Here is an 18,147-nt window from a genome sequence, read left to right as displayed (position 1 = left end):
GAAAAATGGCAGATAGAGAAAAAAAGGGGAATGCTTTTACCAATAACCCTATTGTAAAAGCTATTGGAACCCAGAAAATCGTGGTTGTGCTGGTAATTATTTTCCTGGCGATCATGTTTTCAGTGGGAAGTCCGGCTTTCAGACAGTATTCTACATTAGTTAGTATTTTTGATTATTCATATTACATCAGCTTCATGGCAATTGGTGTTACCTTCTGCCTGATCACAGGTGGTGTAGACCTTTCCATAGGAACAGGAATGATCTGTTACGCATTGTTTGGCGGTCATCTGATCACAAAGGTAGGAATGCCTGTAGTGGTTGGTATGCTGGCAGCCATTGCACTGGGAGTTTTGATCGGTCTGTTAAACGCATTACTGGTTGCAGTGATGGATCTGCCTCCCTTTATCGCAACACTTGGCACTATGATGATCACCAGAGGTCTTGGTTCTCTTCTTACAGGAGCCATGAGTGTTACCTGGCCTCCGGCTGCAGCTGAAAACGGCTGGTTCCGCAGCATTTTCAAACTGAAAATGAACGGAAAGATGATCCCGGTAGGATTTATTCTGGTACTGATCTGTGTGATCCTGATGTCCATCTTCCTGAATAAAACAAGAGCAGGACGTTATATTATCGCTATTGGAAGCAACAAAGAAGCAACAAGATTATCAGGTGTAAATGTAGTAAAATATCAGTCTCTGGCTTATCTGATCTCCGGCTTTTTCGCAGGACTTGCAGGTATCGCCTATGCGGCTACATTCCAGGCGATTCCGCCAGGAACCGGAGCAGGACTGGAGCTGGATGCTATCGCCGGAGCGATCATCGGTGGAACATCCATGAATGGTGGAGTAGGGACAGTTACAGGAACTCTGTTAGGTGTTTTCGTAATGTCACTGCTGAAAACAGGTTTTCCGTACATCGGACTGCAGGCAAACTGGCAGCAGATCTTTACAGGTCTGGTACTGGTCCTGGCAATCTTCATAGATGTACTGAAAAATAAAAAGACTGCATAAGGGGTATGCAGAAACTACAAACTATATAATTCAAATCAAGGAGGATTTAAAAATGGCAGGAAAGAAATTAATGAGCGTTGCATTATGTGCTGCAATGGTTGGAACTATGGTTGGTGCAGTTACAGTTCATGCTGAGTCTGATTATGCAGGACTGAAGATCGAGATCGTATCCAAAGGCTTCCAGCATCAGTATTGGCAGGCAGTTTTAAAGGGTGCTGAGGAAAAAGCAGAAGAATTAGGATGCTCCATCAATTTCGTAGGACCAAACTCCGAGTCTGATATTGCAGAGCAGGTTCAGGAACTGAACTCCGCAATCAACCAGAAACCAGACGCTATCGGACTTGCTGCTCTTGATACAAGCGCATGCCTGGATGCTATCGGACAGGCTCAGGATGCAGGTATCCCGATCATCGGTTTTGACTCTGGTGTTCCGGATGCTCCAGAAGGCGCAGTAGTTGCAAACGCTTCTACAGACAACTATGCAGCAGGTGCTCTTGCAGCAGAGAAAACATATGAAGTATTAAAAGACAGAATCGCAAATGCTGATGGCAAAGTAAGAATCGGTGTTATGGGCCAGGATGCTACTTCCGAGTCTATCGTAAACAGAGGTCTTGGATTTATCGACAAGATGGGCGAGCTGATCATCGCAGACGGCAAAACAGTTTCTCTTGAAGGAAATGACAGATACGTTGGAGATGCCAAGGTTGAAGCTACAGACGACGGTGATGTTGTAATCGAGATCCTTGTTCCTTCACAGGTAACATCTGAGCTGTCCGCAATCGACTGCCAGACACTGTTAAATAAAGATGATACAATCTGCGTATACGGCTCCAACCAGCACTCCGCAGAGGCTATGATCACAGGTAATGAGAACCTTCAGAAACTTGGCTCTGGTGATGATCAGGTTGTTGGTGTTGGATTTGACTCCGGCGCAAACATCAAAGCAGCAGTTGCTGACGGCACATTCATCGGCGCTATCACACAGGCTCCTGTAGCTATGGGCGCATCTGTAGTTGAACTTGCTTGCAAAGCAGCAAAAGGTGAGACTGTAGAAGACGTTGACAGTGGATGCCAGTGGTACACAGCTGAGAACATGAACGACGAAGAAATCGCACAGAACCTGTACGACTAAAGCGAATGCAGACTCGAAATATGAAGCTTTCGGCTGCTTGCAGACGAAAAGATTCATAAGAGAGGCTATGTGAGCGCAGCGAACATCGAAAGACCGAAGGTCTTGAGATGGGCATTCGCGCTAATGTACGAACGAAACTTATCAGGAAAACCGGAGGCTACCCTCCGGTTTTCTTTTTAGAAACTTGAATCTATTTTCAGTTTGCAAATAAGAACCTTTTTTATGGCAAACCAGGTTCTTATACATTGCTGATTTATGTAGTAATATGGTATCATCAATATGAAGGTATTCCTGCATAGATTCAGACAAAATACGAGGAATTATACAAATATTGAGGAGGTTTTAAAAATGACAAAGTATTATCTGGCAGTAGACATTGGAGCATCCAGCGGAAGACTGATCCTGGGACATCTGGAAAATGGAAAAATAGTGCTGGAAGAAGTGCACCGTTTTGAAAATGGGATGGTAAAAAAGGACGGAGAGCTTTGCTGGGAATTTGACAGGCTTTTCGTAGAAATCAAGGATGGACTGAAAAAATGTAAAGAGCTGGGCAAGATCCCGGTAAGCATGGGAGTAGATACATGGGGAGTTGACTATGTCCTTCTGGATGAAGCCGGACAGGTTCTTGGCAATACAGTTGGTTACAGAGATCATCGTACAGAGGGTATGGATGAAGAAGTATATAAGATCATTCCACAGGAGAAGCTGTATGAGCGTACAGGCATCCAGAAAGAGATCTTTAATACCATATACCAGCTGATGGCTGTAAAGAAAAAACATCCGGAATATCTGGAAAAGGCAGACACTCTGCTTCATGTACCGGATTATTTTCATTACCTTCTCACAGGAAAGAAAACCTGCGAGTACACAGAAGCAACCACAGGACAGCTTGTAAGTCCGTTGACAAAGGACTGGGATTATGAACTGATCGATATGCTGGGATATCCAAGAAAAATGTTCCAGAAGCTGATCATGCCAGGTACACCCATTGGCCATCTTACAAAAGAAGTACAGGAAGAAGTAGGGTTTGACCTGGTAGTTGTAGCTCCGGCTACCCATGACACAGGCTCTGCTGTTCTGGCAGTACCGGCAAATGATGATGACTTTATTTATATCAGTTCCGGTACCTGGTCTTTGATGGGACTGGAAAGAAAAGAAGCAGACTGTTCACTGAAAAGCTGTGGTATGAACCTGACAAATGAAGGGGGATACGGAGGAAGATTCCGCTATCTGAAAAACATTATGGGACTTTGGATGATCCAGTCTGTACGCCATGAATTCCAGGATAAATATGGATTTGGAGAAATCTGCCAGATGGCAGAGGAGGCGAAGGATTTCCCATCCCGAGTGGATGCAAATGCACAGTGCTTCCTTTCACCGGAGAATATGACGAAAGAAATCCAGGATTACTGCAGACGGACAGGCCAGCAGGTTCCGGAAACATTAGGCCAGATCGCAACTGTGATCTATACAAGCCTTGCAGAATGCTATGCACGTACAGCAAAGAGCCTGGAAGAAATGACAGGCAGAACCTACAGCAGGATCCACATTGTAGGTGGTGGCGCAAATGCAGGATACTTAAATGAACTGACTGCAAAAGCAACAGGAAAAGAAGTTCATGCAGGTCCTACAGAAGCTACCGCTATTGGAAATATTACAGCACAGATGCTGGAGGCTGGAGAGTTTAGATCTGTAGAGGAAGCAAGAACTGCGATCCACCAGTCTTTTGATATCAAAATATATAAATGATGTAATCAGAATCCATTGGGAAGAGATTATTTAAAGGAGGAATCAACAATGACCACAAAGGAAAGATACGAATCTGCAAAAGCCAGATATGCCAAGGTTGGAGTAGACACAGACAAAGCCATCCAGGTTCTGAAAAATGTGCCTATTTCTCTTCATTGCTGGCAGGGGGATGATGTAAAAGGATTTGATCAGGACGGTCCATTAACAGGTGGTATCCAGACAACAGGAAATTATCCTGGAAAAGCAATGACACCGGAAGAACTGATGGCAGATATGGAAAAGGTTATGTCACTGGCTCCTGGAAAGAAAAAAATCAATATACATGCATCCTATGCTATTTTTGAAGATGGCCAGTGGGTAGACAGAGATCAGCTGGAGCCAAAGCACTTCAAAAAATGGGTGGATTTTGCAAAAGCCAAAGGTGTGGGCATTGATTTCAATCCAACATTTTTCTCAAGCCCGAAAGTGAAAGACGGACTTACCTTAAGCAGTCCGGATGAAGAAACCAGAAAATTCTGGATCCGCCACGGCAAAGCATGTATCCGTATTTCTCAGTATTTTGCTGAAGAAACAGGCATCCCATGTGTTATGAACATATGGACAGGTGACGGATACAAGGATATTCCTGGAGACCGTCTTGGACCGAGAATGCGTTATAAAGAATCTATCGAGGAAATCCTTTCCGAGCCATACGATTTCAATCTGGTAAAACCCTGTGTAGAGTCTAAAGTATTTGGTATCGGTGTGGAATCCTATACAGCAGGAAGTGCAGAGTTTACACTGTCCTTTGCAGCAGAGCATAAGGATAAATGCCTGCCGCTGATGGATAACGGACACTATCATCCTACAGAAGTGGTATCTGATAAGATCTCGTCACTGCTTTGCTTCTTTCCTGAGATCGCATTGCATGTAACAAGACCTGTACGCTGGGATTCTGACCATGTTGTACTGTTTGATGATGAAACAAGAGAGATCGCAAAAGAGATCGTCCGTAATGATGCGCTTGACCGTGTATATATTGCGCTGGATTACTTTGATGCAAGCATCAACCGTATTTCCGCATGGACCACAGGACTTCGCAATATGTCCAAGTCTTTGTTGTTTGCTCTTCTTCAGCCTAATGCACAGCTAAAAGAACTTCAGGATACTAATAACCTGACAAAACTTATGACTGTACAGGAAGAAATGAAAACTTTCCCATTTGGAGATGTATGGGATTATTTTTGCGAAAGCTGTGGCACACCGGTTGGATTTGACTGGTTTACCGAAGTGGAGAAGTACGAAAAGGAAGTACTTTCCAGTAGGAAATAATTAAGCTTCTGATTTTGTTTTACATATATTCACATAGAAAGCGCTTATTCAGTTCTTTATAAAAAACTGAATAAGCGCTAAAGGGTTCTATTTGGCAGATTCCTGCCCGCCCCAGAAATCAACGGGTTCGTAGTCTTGTAATTTTGCAAGAAAGCCTTTTTGTTGAAGCTCAGCCTGAATGGCATCCAGGATCTCTTCGCATTCTGCATCTATGGTGTGGTAGTGATAGCCGGAGGTCACATTTTTTAGAAGGCTGGATTTGCCAGAACTGATCTCTTCCATGTAGCTGCGGATGTCACGGCGGGACTTAATTCCCATATCTGCTTTCAGGACACCGTATACCTTGTGGTAGACAAAGACATCACGGATCTGTCCACCGGCGTCCACGATAGTACTCAGCTCTTCTTCTACCTGATCGTCTGAGTGATAGACTTTGAAAACCCTGGAATATTTTTTTTCTTCCTGCAGCAGATAGCCTTTGTTGGTGGAAAAAATGGTGGCACCGTTGGCACGCAGGAGAGAAATATCCTGGACAATAATCTGGCGGCTTACGTCTAATTTCTTAGATAAAGTACCGCCGGAAACGGGACTATTGCTGGAGGATAAGATATCTAAAAGTTTGGTTCTTCTTTCTTCACCTTTCATTTTTTCATCTCCTGTCTGCTGGTTTTTATGGGGAAATCCGTGGGGAGCAATTCCAGGATATGGTAGAAGCTACTCCACCGGATGAAGATTTTTCATAGATAAATCCATAATCGGTGCGGAATGGGTAAGGGCACCGCTTGATACATAATTTACACCCAAACCGGTAAGTCTGGCAATGTTTTCTTTTGTCACATTTCCGGAAACTTCGATTTCTGCACGGCCAGCGATGTAGTCGATGGATTCTTTCAACTGCTCGGTAGACATATTGTCAAGCATGATAATGTCTGCACCGGCTTCTACAGCTTCCTTTACCATATCCAGATTTTCTACTTCTACTTCAATTTTGCGGACAAAAGGTGCATATGCTTTTGCCATAGAGATGGCCTGCTTTACGCCGCCGGCAGCACCGATGTGGTTGTCCTTGAGCAGTACGCCGTCAGAAAGATTGTACCGGTGGTTATTGCCTCCGCCGATGCGTACAGAATATTTTTCAAAAATACGGTTGTTTGGAGAAGTCTTTCTGGTGTCCAGAAGCTTGATTCCGGTGCCCTCAAGAAGTGCGGCAACCTGGCTGGTGTAGGTGGCAATTCCGCTCATTCTCTGAAGATAGTTGAGGGCAGTTCTTTCGCCGCAGAGAAGGACACGGATATCTCCATAAACTTTTCCGATCAGCTGTTTGTTTTCTACGTGATCACCGTCTTTTACGTAAAATTCAGCTTTCGCAGATGAATCCAGAAGTGTGAAAACACGTTCAAAAACCTGCAGTCCACAGATGATTCCATCTTCTTTACAGATGAGGTCTACCACACCTGGTGTTGGATCTGGCATAACACTGTTGGTGGATACGTCTTCACTTGTGATATCTTCTTTTAATGCGCTTAAAATATACGGATCAACATTTAATCCGAGGGTTACCTGATCATACATATAAAAATTCCTTTCTGTCTTTTGAATCCTGGCCAAGGGTGATGGCCTGTTCTGCGAGGTGATGATAAGTCTCTGCGAGAGCCTGGGCATCTTCGTACTGATGAAGATCTACGTGGGATGCCAGGTATTCGGCAGTGGAGGTGCCGTCATGGGTGTTGGCGGCAGCGCTGGCATTGTATTCAGGGCTGTTTTCCAAGGCGCTGGAATCGGGACTGCAATTGGCAGAATGCTCTGTCATATCCTGTGCGGCGCGTCTTGCAAAAACAAGGCTTTCCAGCAGGGAATTGCTTGCCAGACGGTTTTTACCATGGACTCCGTTGCAGGCTGCTTCGCCTACTACGTAGAGATTTTCCATGGAGGAGCGGCTTTCGTGATCCACTTTTACGCCGCCCATGAAATAGTGCTGTGCCGGAACAACCGGAATACACTCTTTGAAAACATCATATCCCATTTCTTTACAGTGTTCAACAATGTTTGGAAAATGGTGGCGGAGAGTTTCAGCCGGGATGGGGCGAAGGTCCTCCCAGACAAAATCTGTGCCGTCTTTTGCCATTTGCTCGTGGATCTTTTGGGAAAGAAGATCACGGGGCAGCAGTTCGTTTACAAAGCGGTTCATGTTTTTATCGTATAATTTCGCACCTTCTCCACGAACGGATTCGGAGATCAAAAAGCTGCGGTCCTCCGGATGTTTGGTATAAAAGGTGGTGGGATGGATCTGCACATAATCCGGATTTTGAAGTTCAATATTATGTCTGCTGGCAATGGCAAGGGCATCTCCGGTAAGATGGCGGAAATTAGTGGAATGCTTGTAAAGGCCGCCGACTCCGCCGCTTGCCAGAACAGTATGGTCGGCAGTGACTGTGTCAAGGGAGCCGTCGGGACGACGGATCACGGCACCATAGCAGCGATTGTCTTTTTCCAGAATATCAACCAGAGTGGTGTATTCCAGAAGCTCCACGTTAGAAAGCTTCTGAACTTCACGAAGCAGGGTACTGGTAATTTCCTTTCCTGTTACATCTTCGTGGAAAATGATCCGGTTGGTGGAATGGGCACCCTCTTTGGTGTAGGCAAGGCTGCCATCTTCGTTTCGCTCGAAGCGTGCGCCGTAGGAAACAAGATCCTTTACAATTTCAGGTGAAGTTTTGATCATGATCTCAACGGACTTTTTATCGTTTTCGTAATGTCCGGCTTTCATGGTATCTTCAAAAAAACTGTCATAGTCAGCTGTCTCTTTCAGCATGCACATACCGCCCTGGGCAAGATAGGAATCGTTGCTGGTAAGGTCGGATTTGGTTATAATGGTAATTTTTCTATCGCGGGGAAGTTTGAGGGCACAGTAAAGGCCGGAACAGCCGCTGCCTGCGATGAGGATATTTGTTTTCATAGTGGTATTCCTTTCTGTGACAACATGTCCTGTAGTATAACACTAAAATTTACAGTTGACAAGATAGGTGTAAAGTTTTTTGTTGACAGTCAGAGAAAGGTGGCATATAATCCAAAGAAAATTGAGAGAAAAACAGGAGTGAAATACGATTATAATGACTACAAGAGAACTGCAGGATGAGATTCTGCGCTTAAAGAAGGAAAAAGACATCTGTATTCTTGCACATGCATACCAGAACCATGAAATCCTGGAAGTGGCAGATTATACCGGGGATTCCTATGGGCTGAGTCAGCAGGCTGCAAAGGCACCGCAGAAAAATGTGCTGATGTGCGGCGTGAGATTTATGGCAGAGACTGTGAAAATTCTTTCACCGGAGAAAACAGTTTACCTTTCCAACAGCGGAGCAGGATGTCCTATGGCAGAGCAGCTGGACGTGGAAATGCTGTCTGCGCTGAAAGAGGCAAATCCGGATTATACAGTTGTGGCCTATATCAATACAACCTCAGAACTGAAAACCCTCTGTGATGTGTGTGTAACGTCCTCTTCTGCCGTGAAGATCGTGAAAAATATTGACAATGACAAGATCCTGTTTATCCCGGACTGTAATCTTGGCGCTTGGGTGGAAAAACAGATTCCTGAGAAAACCTTTAAATTTGTTCACGGAGGATGTCCTACTCACCTGAGAATGTCAGTAAGAGATGTGAAAAAGGCTCGGGCAGCCCATCCGGAAGCAAAATTCCTGGTTCATCCGGAATGCCTGCCAGAGGTTTCTGCTATGGCCGATTACATCGGAAGTACAACGGGAATCATGAAATATGCAAAGGAAAGCGATGCACAGGAATTTATCATTGGTACAGAGAACAGTATCGTACAGCATCTTCAGTTTGAGTGCCCGGATAAGAGATTCTATCCACTGTCAAAGGACTGTGTATGCCACAATATGAAGCTGACGACCCTGATGGATGTGTACAATTGTGTCCGCGGACAGGGAGGCGAGGAAATCAGCCTGGATGAGAATGTGAGAGTGAAAGCGAAAGCGTGTATTGATACGATGCTGACATTGGGGGAATAAGCAGTAAATTGCCCGAATGAGAAGAAAGAAAAGAGGGCTGTTGCAAAATAGATGAGTAATCATCTATGGAGCAGCAGCTCCTTTTTGGTCAAAAATGAAAAAGTAGGCATGCCGCAGGGATATCAACTTTATGTGGCTGCTTGCTGGGCAAAAAGCTCCGGATCACAGCACTAAGAAAAGCAAAAGTGGCTATGAATCGGAAGTAACCGTGTATGAATGCGAGGATTGCACCAATTGTCCCCATAAGGAAAAATGTACCCGTGCGAAAGGAAATAAGCGACTGTATATTTCAAAAAGCTTTCTGGAGAAGCGTCAGGAATCATACGAAAATATCTTGAGCGAAACCGGAATCCAGTACCGGACGAACCGTTCCATACAGGTGGAAGGGGCATTCGGAGTTTTGAAAAATGATTATGAATTCCAAAGATTTTTACTCCGTGGAAAAACCAAAGTAAAACTAGAGATTCTTTTGCTTTGCATGGGGGTTATGTCTATAACGGCAGAGGCTGCCGCTCAATCATCTATTGTTGATGATTTTGTGACAGCCCCTTTTTCTGTGCGATTTTCTGTGCGAATAGAGGAGGCTGCGATGTAATGTTCCTGTTACGTTTCTTATGTGGAGGCCTTTCTGGCAGGAATACGGATCTGTACCTCTGTTCCTTTTCCTGGTTCACTGGAATAGAAAAGTCCATAATCCGGTCCGTACAGGATCTGAAGCCTGCGATGGGTATTATAGATTGCAATATTTGTGCCCTTGCCTGAAGAGGAGCCTGTCCCGGTAAGGATGGTATCCAGTTTTTCCTTGGACATGCCAACACCATCATCTGAAATAAGCAGTACCAGATCCTGATCCTCCAGCCATCCGGTAAGCACAATGGTGCCGGATTTGGAATCGGTTTCCAGGATGCCGTGAAGAATGGCATTTTCCACTACTGGCTGCAGGGTCAGCTTTGGGATCTGGTCATCCATCAGCTCATCCGGAATATCAGAGATAAACTGGATGCTGTCATGATAACGCATGTTCTGCAGATGAATATATATGGATACATGCTCCTCTTCCTTAGCAATGGTGCTGATGCTTTTTTTCTGACTTAGGGTCAGCTTGTAGAACCTGGAAAGGTTCTGTACAGCGTTTGTTACTTCTTCTGTACGTCCCTGCTGGGCCATCCAGTTGATCATATCCATGGTATTGTAAAGAAAATGAGGATTGATCTGTGCCTGCAGGGAATTAAACTCTGCGATTCTCAGATCTTCAGCGGCTTTTGCCTGATTATCCATCAGCTGGTTCATTTTTCTTGTCATATAGTTGTAGGTATCGATCAGATCACCTACCTCATCGTGATATACCGGGCTGTCCATAGCTACCGGAGGTCCCTGGCGGACCTTACGCATTTGTCCGATCACAGAAGAGATACGTCCTGTAATAGAACGGGAAAGCCGGCCGGACAGGAACAGGGCAAGGATGAGAAAAAGCAGATAGAAAAAAGCGAACTGCATCATCATCTCATTACTTTGGGCAATCAGTGGTTTGGAGGGCAGGATCGTTACCATAAACCAGCCTGGCTGATTGATCCTGTAAAAGCAGGAGTAGATTTTATTGCCAAGGATGTTTTTTTCGATAAAATTATTGGAAGACATAAAGGACTGGGAAATATCCTCGTATCCCAGCCAGTAAATACCGGACAGGGATTCATCAGAAGATGCCACCAGGCTGTTTCTTTCGTTTACAATATAGGAAACGCTGTCCTTTAAGCCAAGGTTTTCATTTAATACTTTTATCAGGCGGCTGCTGGAATAATAAACGGCTACATAAGCATTGATAGGGCTTCCATGATAATAAATGCTGGCAGTATGGATGTAAGCCAGATCCCCACAGTCAGACTTTTCCTGAGTCCCCAGATAAAAGGGAGGACAGAAAAGCTTTGAAGTATTGGTGCTTTGGAAAATCCCATGCCAGTAAGTTCCCCGGATCCCGCTTACCGGATAGAGAATCTTTTCTTTCGTGCCGGAAAACAAGGAAGAGGCAGCAGGAAGATCCACGTAGATCCGGATATTGGTGATCAGGGAGCTGTCTGTAAGCTTTTTCACAGCCTGACAGAAATCATCTGCACTTTCAGAAGCTGTCAGCATGGAAAAGGGCGCATTTACCGGTTGGTGAAATAAAGTTTTATAAAAGGATTCTTCCGCCAGAGAGTCATAGGTATCTGTGACCTGTTTAAGCATATCGTCGATCTGGGGGGAAGTTTTAGCGGAAATATCCTGTTCCTGCCGTATGGTATAGGAGACGATCATTTCGTAAAGTTTTCCATAGAAAAATATGCCCAGAAGGATAAGGGGAACTGCCACAGCAAGCACAAGTGCAATGGTAAATTTGGACTGAAGCTTCATATCCCCATAGCGGTGCTTCAGTTTATTCAGCATTTTTCTCATAATTGTTTACAGGAAATCCTTTCTCGATATTCAGAAGGAGAAAAACCGGTATACTTCTTAAAGCTTTTACCAAAATAATTCCCGTCATTATATCCTACCTTGGAGGAGATATCCGCAATTCGGAATCTGGGATCTGCAAGCAGCTGCTTAGCCTTTTCCATTCGATATTCGGTCAGATATTGATTCAGGGTTTTGCCGGTTTCATTTTTAAAAAAGGTACATACATAAGAAGCTGACAAAAATACATGAGAACTGATATCCTTTACCGAAAGGGACTCATTTCCGTAATTCTTGCTGATATATTCCTTAATCAGAAAAATGGTCTGATTTTCCTGTACAGAATCCTGAAGCTCACGGAAAAAATCTGTGATCCGGTCAAGCAGCTTGCTATGCAGATCCTGGAATGAAAAGCTGTTTTCAAGAGTGTCTACTGCATTTTCCCTGTCAGAGGGAAGGGAGATCTGAAGCTGCCTGTAAATCTCATCAAGACAGCGGAACAGCTTGTAATAAAGATCCTTTGCGTGATTGGAAAGTACCTGTGTATTCTGATTGTAAAAATCGTATATTTGTCCAAGAAAGGCATTGCAGCCGTCCTGATTTTTAAGGGCAAGAAGATCTTGAAATTCTTTCTCCGGAAATTCCGGAAGAGGGGGATGAGAGCGCAGATCCCTGTCTTTCAGAAGAGAGGAACTTAAAAAAGATCCGCTTGGGAAAAAGAAGCTGCTCTGCTGAAGGATCACTGCCGACTCATAGGACTGGTAGGCTTTGGAAACACCTGTAAAGGAACCGCCTGCTGTGATATAAAATTTGTGATAAGCCTGATACTGGCAGCTGATATAATCCCGGATCAGATCCAGAGTCGCTTCCTGTGGCATGGAAGAGCCAAAAATAAAATAAACAAGATATTGTGCTTTCTTTTCTGCATAAATACATTGAAGATGAAAATTGGACAGATAATCGCAGATATTTTGATAAATATCGTCAATAGCAGGCACAGAGAAATCCTGCTCTGTATCGATTTTGGCGATCAGGGCGGTAAAACAGGTATCAGATTCCATATAAAGGGAAAGCTCCTGGCTTAATTCGCTGATCACTTTTTCGCTGAAGCGGTAAGGAGTAGCCAATGCCAGAGCAAGCCGTGAGGCTGTTTCCATGGAATGAAGCGTTTCCCCGCGATGAGTACGTAGCTTCTGGCGATAGACTTCAGAAGCTTCCTGTACAGCTTCACGGATCTCAGCTGGATTTAAAGGCTTTTCAATATAATTCACTGCTTTTAATTTAATAGCAGCTTTCAGGTATTCCTTGTCTGAGTAGCCACTCATAAAAATGGGAACTGTGTCCGGAAGGAACTGTTCCAGCTTTTCAAGCATGGTGATACCATCCATACGGGGCATCCGTACATCACAGAGTATGATCTCAGGCTTATGAATCCTGGCAGCTTCTAATCCGTTGATCCCGTCGTCTGCCTGGAGCACTTCGTCTATGTCTAATGATTTCCAGTCAATGGAGGAAATAACGCCAGTCCGTGTAAGCTCCTCGTCGTCTACAATTAGTAATTTCATATAGGAAGAACCTCTTTCTTTCTATGATCTCTTAGTAATTCTGTTAAAAGGATTATATCATAACACAGGGAAAATCTGTGGATTTTTCTTTAACTGAATAATATTTTACCCTGTTTCCAAATATTTTCCGGTTTAGCCTCTAAAAGGCACATGATACAATTAGTACAGATCAAAGAGGGAGGTAATCATACAGTGTCGGAATATGTTCTTGAGTTAAAAGGCATTACCAAGATATTCCCCGGAGTGAAAGCACTGAACAATGTACAGTTCCAGCTAAAGCCCGGAGAAGTTCATGCGCTGATGGGTGAGAATGGTGCCGGTAAATCCACATTTATCAAGGTTATTACCGGTGTACATAAAGCAGAAGAAGGAGAGATGTTCCTGAATGGCCAGAAAGTGGACTTCAAAGGACCTAAGGACGCACAGGCAGCCGGGATTGCTGCTGTATATCAGCATCCTACATCTTATCCGCATCTGACAGTTGCAGAGAATATTTTCATGGGACATGAGATTATTGTCCATAAGATGATCCAGTGGAAAAAGATGAATGAGGAAGCCAACAAGCTTCTGGGACAGCTGAATGCAGATTTTGATGCTACGGCTGAAATGGGAACTTTAAGTGTTGCACAGCAGCAGATGGTTGAGATTGCCAAGGCACTTTCTACTAATGCCAAGATCGTGATTCTGGATGAGCCTACTGCAGCACTTACTAAAAGAGAATCCGAGGAATTGTATCGGATCGTAGATCATCTGAGAGAAGAAGGAGTTTCCATTATCTTTATCTCGCATCGTTTTGAGGATATGTACCGTCTGGCATCCAGAGTTACCGTTTTTAGAGATTCTCAGTATATTGGCACATACAATGTAGACGAGATCACAAATGCAGATCTGATCAAAGCTATGGTTGGCCGTGAGATCAAGGATCTGTTTCCAAAGCCAGAAGTACAGCTTGGTGAAGAAATGCTTCGGGTGGAAGGCTTGTCAAGGGTTGGTTACTTTAAAAATGTTTCCTTTGACGTACATGCAGGGGAAATCATAGGTCTTACAGGGTTGGTTGGCGCAGGCCGTACCGAAGTAGTAGAAAGCATTTGCGGAATTACTACTCCTGATGAAGGAAAAGTATATCTGGAAGGCCAGGAGATCCATATCAAACAGCCATCTGATGCAATGAAAAAAGGCATCATCCTCCTTCCGGAAGACAGACAGAAGGAAGGCCTGATTATGAGCTGGGGGCTGGGACGAAATGTGACACTTCCTACCATCAGCCAGTATGCAAAAAAAGGATTTAATAATGAGCCGAAAGAGCGGGAGCTGGCAAAACAGCTTCTTGAGGAAGTAGATACAAAGGCTGTGGACATTTTCCAGCCTGCAAGCTCTCTTTCCGGTGGTAATCAGCAGAAGGTAGTTGTTGCCAAAGCACTGAGCCAGGAAATGAAAGTGGTTATCATGGATGAGCCTACCAAAGGTGTAGATGTAGGTGCAAAGGCAGAGATTTATGCGATTATGGGAGATCTGGCAAAGAAAGGCTATGCCATTGTACTGATCTCTTCAGAAATGCCGGAGATCCTGGGAATGTCTGACCGTATCGTTGTGATGTGCAATGGCCGGAAGACAGGTGAATTAAATAAAGAAGAGGCAACCCAGGAAAGAATTCTTGAGCTTGCAATGGAAAAAGGACAGACATCAAAGGAGGCGGGAAGATTATGAAACAGAAATCAACTCTAAAGAAAATAACCGGCTCCAGGGAGTTTCTCCTTGCAGTGATTCTGATTTTGCTATTTGCAATCATTACAGCCATCAGCCCTTCTTTCCTGAAACCTAAGTCACTGATGGATATGTTGAAAAACAATGCAGTTACAATGGTCATGGCACTTGGAATGCTGTGTGTTATGCTGGTAGGAGGAATTGATATTTCCATCATGTCAACATTGGCACTTTCCGGAATGTCCATTGGTATGCTTCTGAAATACGGTCAGATTACCAGCACCATTCTTGCTTTTGTAATCGCGCTTGCCATTGGACTTGCTTGCGGTTTCCTGGTAGGTCTGGTGATTTCCAGAGCCAGTGTACCGCCGATCATTGCAACCATGGGATTTATGTATGTGTTCCGTGCCTTGGGATATCTGGTATCTAATAATGGTGAATGGGCCGGGGCAGCAGCACTTGGAAGCTTTAAGAATTTTGCAACATCCAGTGTGCTTGGAATCAATGCAGTTGTGTGGGTGATCATCCTCTGTTATGTAGTTTTCTTCTTCTTTATGAAGTGGACAAGGACAGGAAGAAAGATTTACGCAGTAGGAAGCAATCCCAGTGCAGCAGAGGTTTCAGGTATTAATGTTAAGAATATTAAACTGATGGTTTATATGATCATGGGTGTGCTTGCAGGTCTTGGAGGAGCACTTCAGGTATCTGTATACGCTTCCGCAATGCCGGATATGCAGCAGGGCGGTGAAATGGATGTTATTGCAGCCTGTGTAATCGGCGGTGTAAGTATGAGCGGTGGAAGAGGTACTGTTCTGGGCGCTCTTTTAGGATCCTTGATCCTGGCCACCATTGCGAAAGCACTTCCGCTGGTTGGCATCGGTGCTTTGTGGCAGAATACCATCAAAGGTGTACTGATCCTTGTGGTAGTAATGGTGAACGTGATTCTGCAGCGTATTGCTGACAGAAATGCATTAAAAGGAAGGGAGATGTGATCATGGCCGGAAAATCTGGAAGAAGTATAAACAATGTGCCGGAAAATCCGGTGAAACGCATGATATTCAGTTGGGAAGGGATTATGGTCCTGCTGTTTGTCCTGGTCAACATTTTCTGTGCATGGTATTCAGAATTTTATAATTTAAAGAGTGTGCTCAGGCAGATGCCGGTTTATCTGGCAGAGATCTTTCTTATGTTGCCAATGGCTTACATACTGGTTCTTGGCGAAATTGATATATCTGTTGGATCGATTGTATGTCTTTCCGCAACCATCAGTTGCCTGGTATCCAATACAGGGCTTCCGTTTATCCTGGTGATCCTGATTTCTCTTCTTGTAGGTACAGCCTGCGGTGCAGTGAACGGGTTTATCCTTACCAGATTCCAGGAGCTTCCGCCAATGATCGTAACATTGGCTACCCAGATTATTTTCAGAGGCATTGCAGAGATCGTGCTTGGTGAAGGAGGATCCGTTTCCCTGGTTAATTCCGAGGGATTCAAGGCAATCGGTGGTAAAGTAGGAAGGATTCCATACATTCTTTTCCTGGTTCTGATTCTTGCCATCGTAGCAGCGCTGATTCTTGGAAAGAGCACCTTTGGACGGAGAGTATATGCTATCGGCACCAACCGCCTTACAGCTTATTATTCTGGTATACATGTTCAGAAGATCCGTATGCTGATCTATACACTCATGGGAACTTTCTGCGGATTGTGTGCACTGTTTATGGTGTCCTCTTCTTATGGAGCCAATACCACAACAGGAAACGGTTTTGAGATGGATGCCATTGCAATGGCAGTATTTGGAGGCATTTCTTCCACAGGTGGTAAAGGAAATCTTGCAGGCGGTATTATTTCAGCATTCATCATCGTGTGTCTTCGTGTAGGGCTTGGACAGCAGAATCTTCACCCACAGGTTATCCTTCTGATCCTGGGATTACTGCTGATCTGTGCAGTAGCACTTCCCAACGTGGTGGGAGAGATCAAAAAGGCTTTAAAGGTTAAGAAAAACGCCTGATCTATGTTATTAAAATGGTTGTTGGCTGCAAATGGGGTAACAGCAGCTGCACATATAATGTAAACTAAAAATTATATTTCCAAGGGAGGAAAAAAACATGAACAAAAAAATCGTTAGTGCATTACTTTGCGGAACAATGGTACTGGCAACAGCAACACCTGCATTAGCCGGAGAGGCTGATGGACAGAAGATCGCACTGGTTGGAAAATCAGCAGGTAATGCTTTCTTTGAGATCGCAGCAGCATCCTTTAAAGAAACTGTTGAGGCAGAAGGCGGCGAAGTTGAGGTGGTTTATCCGGAAGCAGCTACAGCAGATGCACAGATCAAAGTTCTTGACAACCTGATTTCCCAGGATTTTGATGCAATCTGCATTTCTGCAAATGATGTAAACGCTCTTCAGGCAAAACTGGAAGAAGCAATGGATGAAGGAATCAAGGTTTCATCCTTTGACTCTGCTCCTAACGCAGACAGCCGTCAGGTATTCGTAAATCAGGCTGGTACTGTAGCTGTTGGACAGGCTCTTCTTGATGCAGTTCTTGATATTGCAGGTGGTGAAGGCCAGTGGGCAATCCTTTCAGCTACTTCTCAGGCAGCTAACCAGAATGCATGGATCGATGCTATGAAGACAATCATGGAAAGCGATGAGAAATACAGCAAACTGGATCTGGTAGAGGTTGCATATGGTGATGATGAGCCACAGAAATCTACAGACCAGACAACTGCTCTTCTTGAAAAATATCCGGATCTGAAAGTAATCTGCGCTCCTACAACTGTTGGTATTGCAGCAGCTGCTAAATATCTTCAGGATGAGAAATCTACCTGCAAGCTGACAGGTCTTGGACTTCCATCTGAGATGGTTGAGTATACAGGTGCTGATGATGAGCATTCCTGCCCATACTTCTACCTGTGGGATATGCAGGGCCTTGGAAAACTTAGTGCTTATGCAACAATCTCTCTTGTAAAGGGCGATATTACAGGTGAACTTGATGAAACTTTCACAGCTGGAGATCTTGGCGAGTACACAATCACAGAAGCTGATGACGGCGGTACAGAGATCGTTCTTGGACAGCCTCTGGAGTTCAACTCTGATAACATCGAAGAAATGGCTAAACTGTACTAATTGTGACTTGAAAAAGTAAATTCCAGTGCAAAAGTAAATTCCACAGCACTTTAAATTTTGTTGTTTTTACGAGAGATTTTTAAGCAAAATCTCTCG

14 protein-coding genes and 1 pseudogene are annotated in these 18,147 nt (G+C 44.3%); 10 read left to right on the top strand and 5 right to left on the bottom strand.

Features of this window, described 5'->3' with window-relative positions; all coding sequences use genetic code 11:
• The first annotated feature begins 5 nt into the window (after positions 1–5).
• The 4 genes from G5B11_RS11700 to G5B11_RS11685 all read left to right on the top strand — a co-directional run bounded on the left by G5B11_RS11700 (position 6) and on the right by G5B11_RS11685 (position 5,202).
• Positions 6–1,010 (top strand): ABC transporter permease, encoded by a 1,005-nt coding sequence (locus G5B11_RS11700; protein ID WP_158420062.1) that lies wholly within the window; start codon positions 6–8, stop codon positions 1,008–1,010.
• Between the two features lie 52 nt (positions 1,011–1,062).
• A complete protein-coding gene (locus G5B11_RS11695; RefSeq protein ID WP_173728315.1) occupies positions 1,063–2,142 on the top strand; it encodes a substrate-binding domain-containing protein in 1,080 nt (359 codons plus the stop codon).
• A 348-nt stretch (positions 2,143–2,490) separates the two neighbouring features.
• Complete coding sequence (gene rhaB / locus G5B11_RS11690; RefSeq protein WP_173728313.1) at positions 2,491–3,891, top strand: rhamnulokinase; 1,401 nt, start codon at positions 2,491–2,493, stop codon at positions 3,889–3,891.
• 48 nt (positions 3,892–3,939) lie between these two features.
• Positions 3,940–5,202: an L-rhamnose isomerase gene (locus G5B11_RS11685; RefSeq protein WP_173728311.1), complete on the top strand. Its 1,263-nt coding sequence runs from the start codon at positions 3,940–3,942 to the stop codon at positions 5,200–5,202.
• A gap of 87 nt (positions 5,203–5,289) precedes the next feature.
• Here G5B11_RS11685 and G5B11_RS11680 read toward each other — a convergent pair whose 3' ends face one another.
• The 3 genes from G5B11_RS11680 to G5B11_RS11670 all read right to left on the bottom strand — a co-directional run bounded on the left by G5B11_RS11680 (position 5,290) and on the right by G5B11_RS11670 (position 8,158).
• Positions 5,290–5,847, bottom strand: a complete 558-nt coding sequence (locus G5B11_RS11680; protein WP_173728310.1) for a transcription repressor NadR — start codon at positions 5,845–5,847, stop codon at positions 5,290–5,292.
• A gap of 69 nt (positions 5,848–5,916) precedes the next feature.
• A complete protein-coding gene (gene nadC / locus G5B11_RS11675) occupies positions 5,917–6,774 on the bottom strand; it encodes a carboxylating nicotinate-nucleotide diphosphorylase (RefSeq protein WP_173728308.1) in 858 nt (285 codons plus the stop codon).
• Positions 6,767–8,158 carry an L-aspartate oxidase gene (locus G5B11_RS11670; protein WP_244092996.1) on the bottom strand — a complete coding sequence of 464 codons (1,392 nt, stop codon included), beginning with the start codon at positions 8,156–8,158 and terminating at the stop codon, positions 6,767–6,769. The genes nadC and G5B11_RS11670 overlap by 8 nt, the downstream gene beginning before the upstream one ends.
• A 154-nt stretch (positions 8,159–8,312) precedes the next feature.
• On the opposite strand from G5B11_RS11670, the gene nadA reads away from it, so the two are divergent.
• Positions 8,313–9,230 (top strand): quinolinate synthase NadA, encoded by a 918-nt coding sequence (gene nadA, locus G5B11_RS11665; RefSeq protein WP_173728305.1) that lies wholly within the window; start codon positions 8,313–8,315, stop codon positions 9,228–9,230.
• A 172-nt stretch (positions 9,231–9,402) separates the two neighbouring features.
• Positions 9,403–9,714: pseudogene (locus G5B11_RS19465) on the top strand (transposase); the annotation flags it as partial.
• 128 nt (positions 9,715–9,842) lie between these two features.
• On the opposite strand, the gene G5B11_RS11655 reads toward G5B11_RS19465, so the two are convergent.
• Together G5B11_RS11655 and G5B11_RS11650 are read right to left on the bottom strand one after the other, a co-directional pair.
• A complete protein-coding gene (locus G5B11_RS11655; protein WP_244092995.1) occupies positions 9,843–11,651 on the bottom strand; it encodes a sensor histidine kinase in 1,809 nt (602 codons plus the stop codon).
• A gap of 5 nt (positions 11,652–11,656) precedes the next feature.
• Positions 11,657–13,222 (bottom strand): response regulator transcription factor, encoded by a 1,566-nt coding sequence (locus G5B11_RS11650; protein WP_173728300.1) that lies wholly within the window; start codon positions 13,220–13,222, stop codon positions 11,657–11,659.
• 192 nt (positions 13,223–13,414) lie between these two features.
• Here G5B11_RS11650 and G5B11_RS11645 point away from each other — a divergent pair, with 192 nt between their 5' ends.
• The 4 genes from G5B11_RS11645 (at position 13,415) to G5B11_RS11630 (ending at position 18,051) form a co-directional block, all read left to right on the top strand.
• On the top strand, positions 13,415–14,929 hold the full coding sequence (locus tag G5B11_RS11645; RefSeq protein ID WP_173728298.1) for a sugar ABC transporter ATP-binding protein: 1,515 nt from the start codon (positions 13,415–13,417) through the stop codon (positions 14,927–14,929).
• Positions 14,926–15,918 carry an ABC transporter permease gene (locus G5B11_RS11640; RefSeq protein WP_173728296.1) on the top strand — a complete coding sequence of 331 codons (993 nt, stop codon included), beginning with the start codon at positions 14,926–14,928 and terminating at the stop codon, positions 15,916–15,918. Before G5B11_RS11645 ends, G5B11_RS11640 begins: the two co-directional genes overlap by 4 nt.
• 2 nt (positions 15,919–15,920) lie before the next feature.
• Positions 15,921–16,931, top strand: coding sequence for an ABC transporter permease (locus G5B11_RS11635; RefSeq protein ID WP_173728294.1), 1,011 nt, complete (start codon positions 15,921–15,923; stop codon positions 16,929–16,931).
• Between the two features lie 97 nt (positions 16,932–17,028).
• On the top strand, positions 17,029–18,051 hold the full coding sequence (locus G5B11_RS11630; RefSeq protein WP_173728292.1) for a substrate-binding domain-containing protein: 1,023 nt from the start codon (positions 17,029–17,031) through the stop codon (positions 18,049–18,051).
• The last annotated feature ends 96 nt before the right edge of the window (positions 18,052–18,147 follow it).

The sequence above is a fragment of the Blautia glucerasea genome (assembly GCF_013304385.1).
Taxonomy (GTDB): Bacteria; Bacillota; Clostridia; order Lachnospirales; family Lachnospiraceae; genus Blautia_A; species Blautia_A ammoniilytica.
This window is presented reverse-complemented; position numbering and strand designations above follow the sequence as displayed.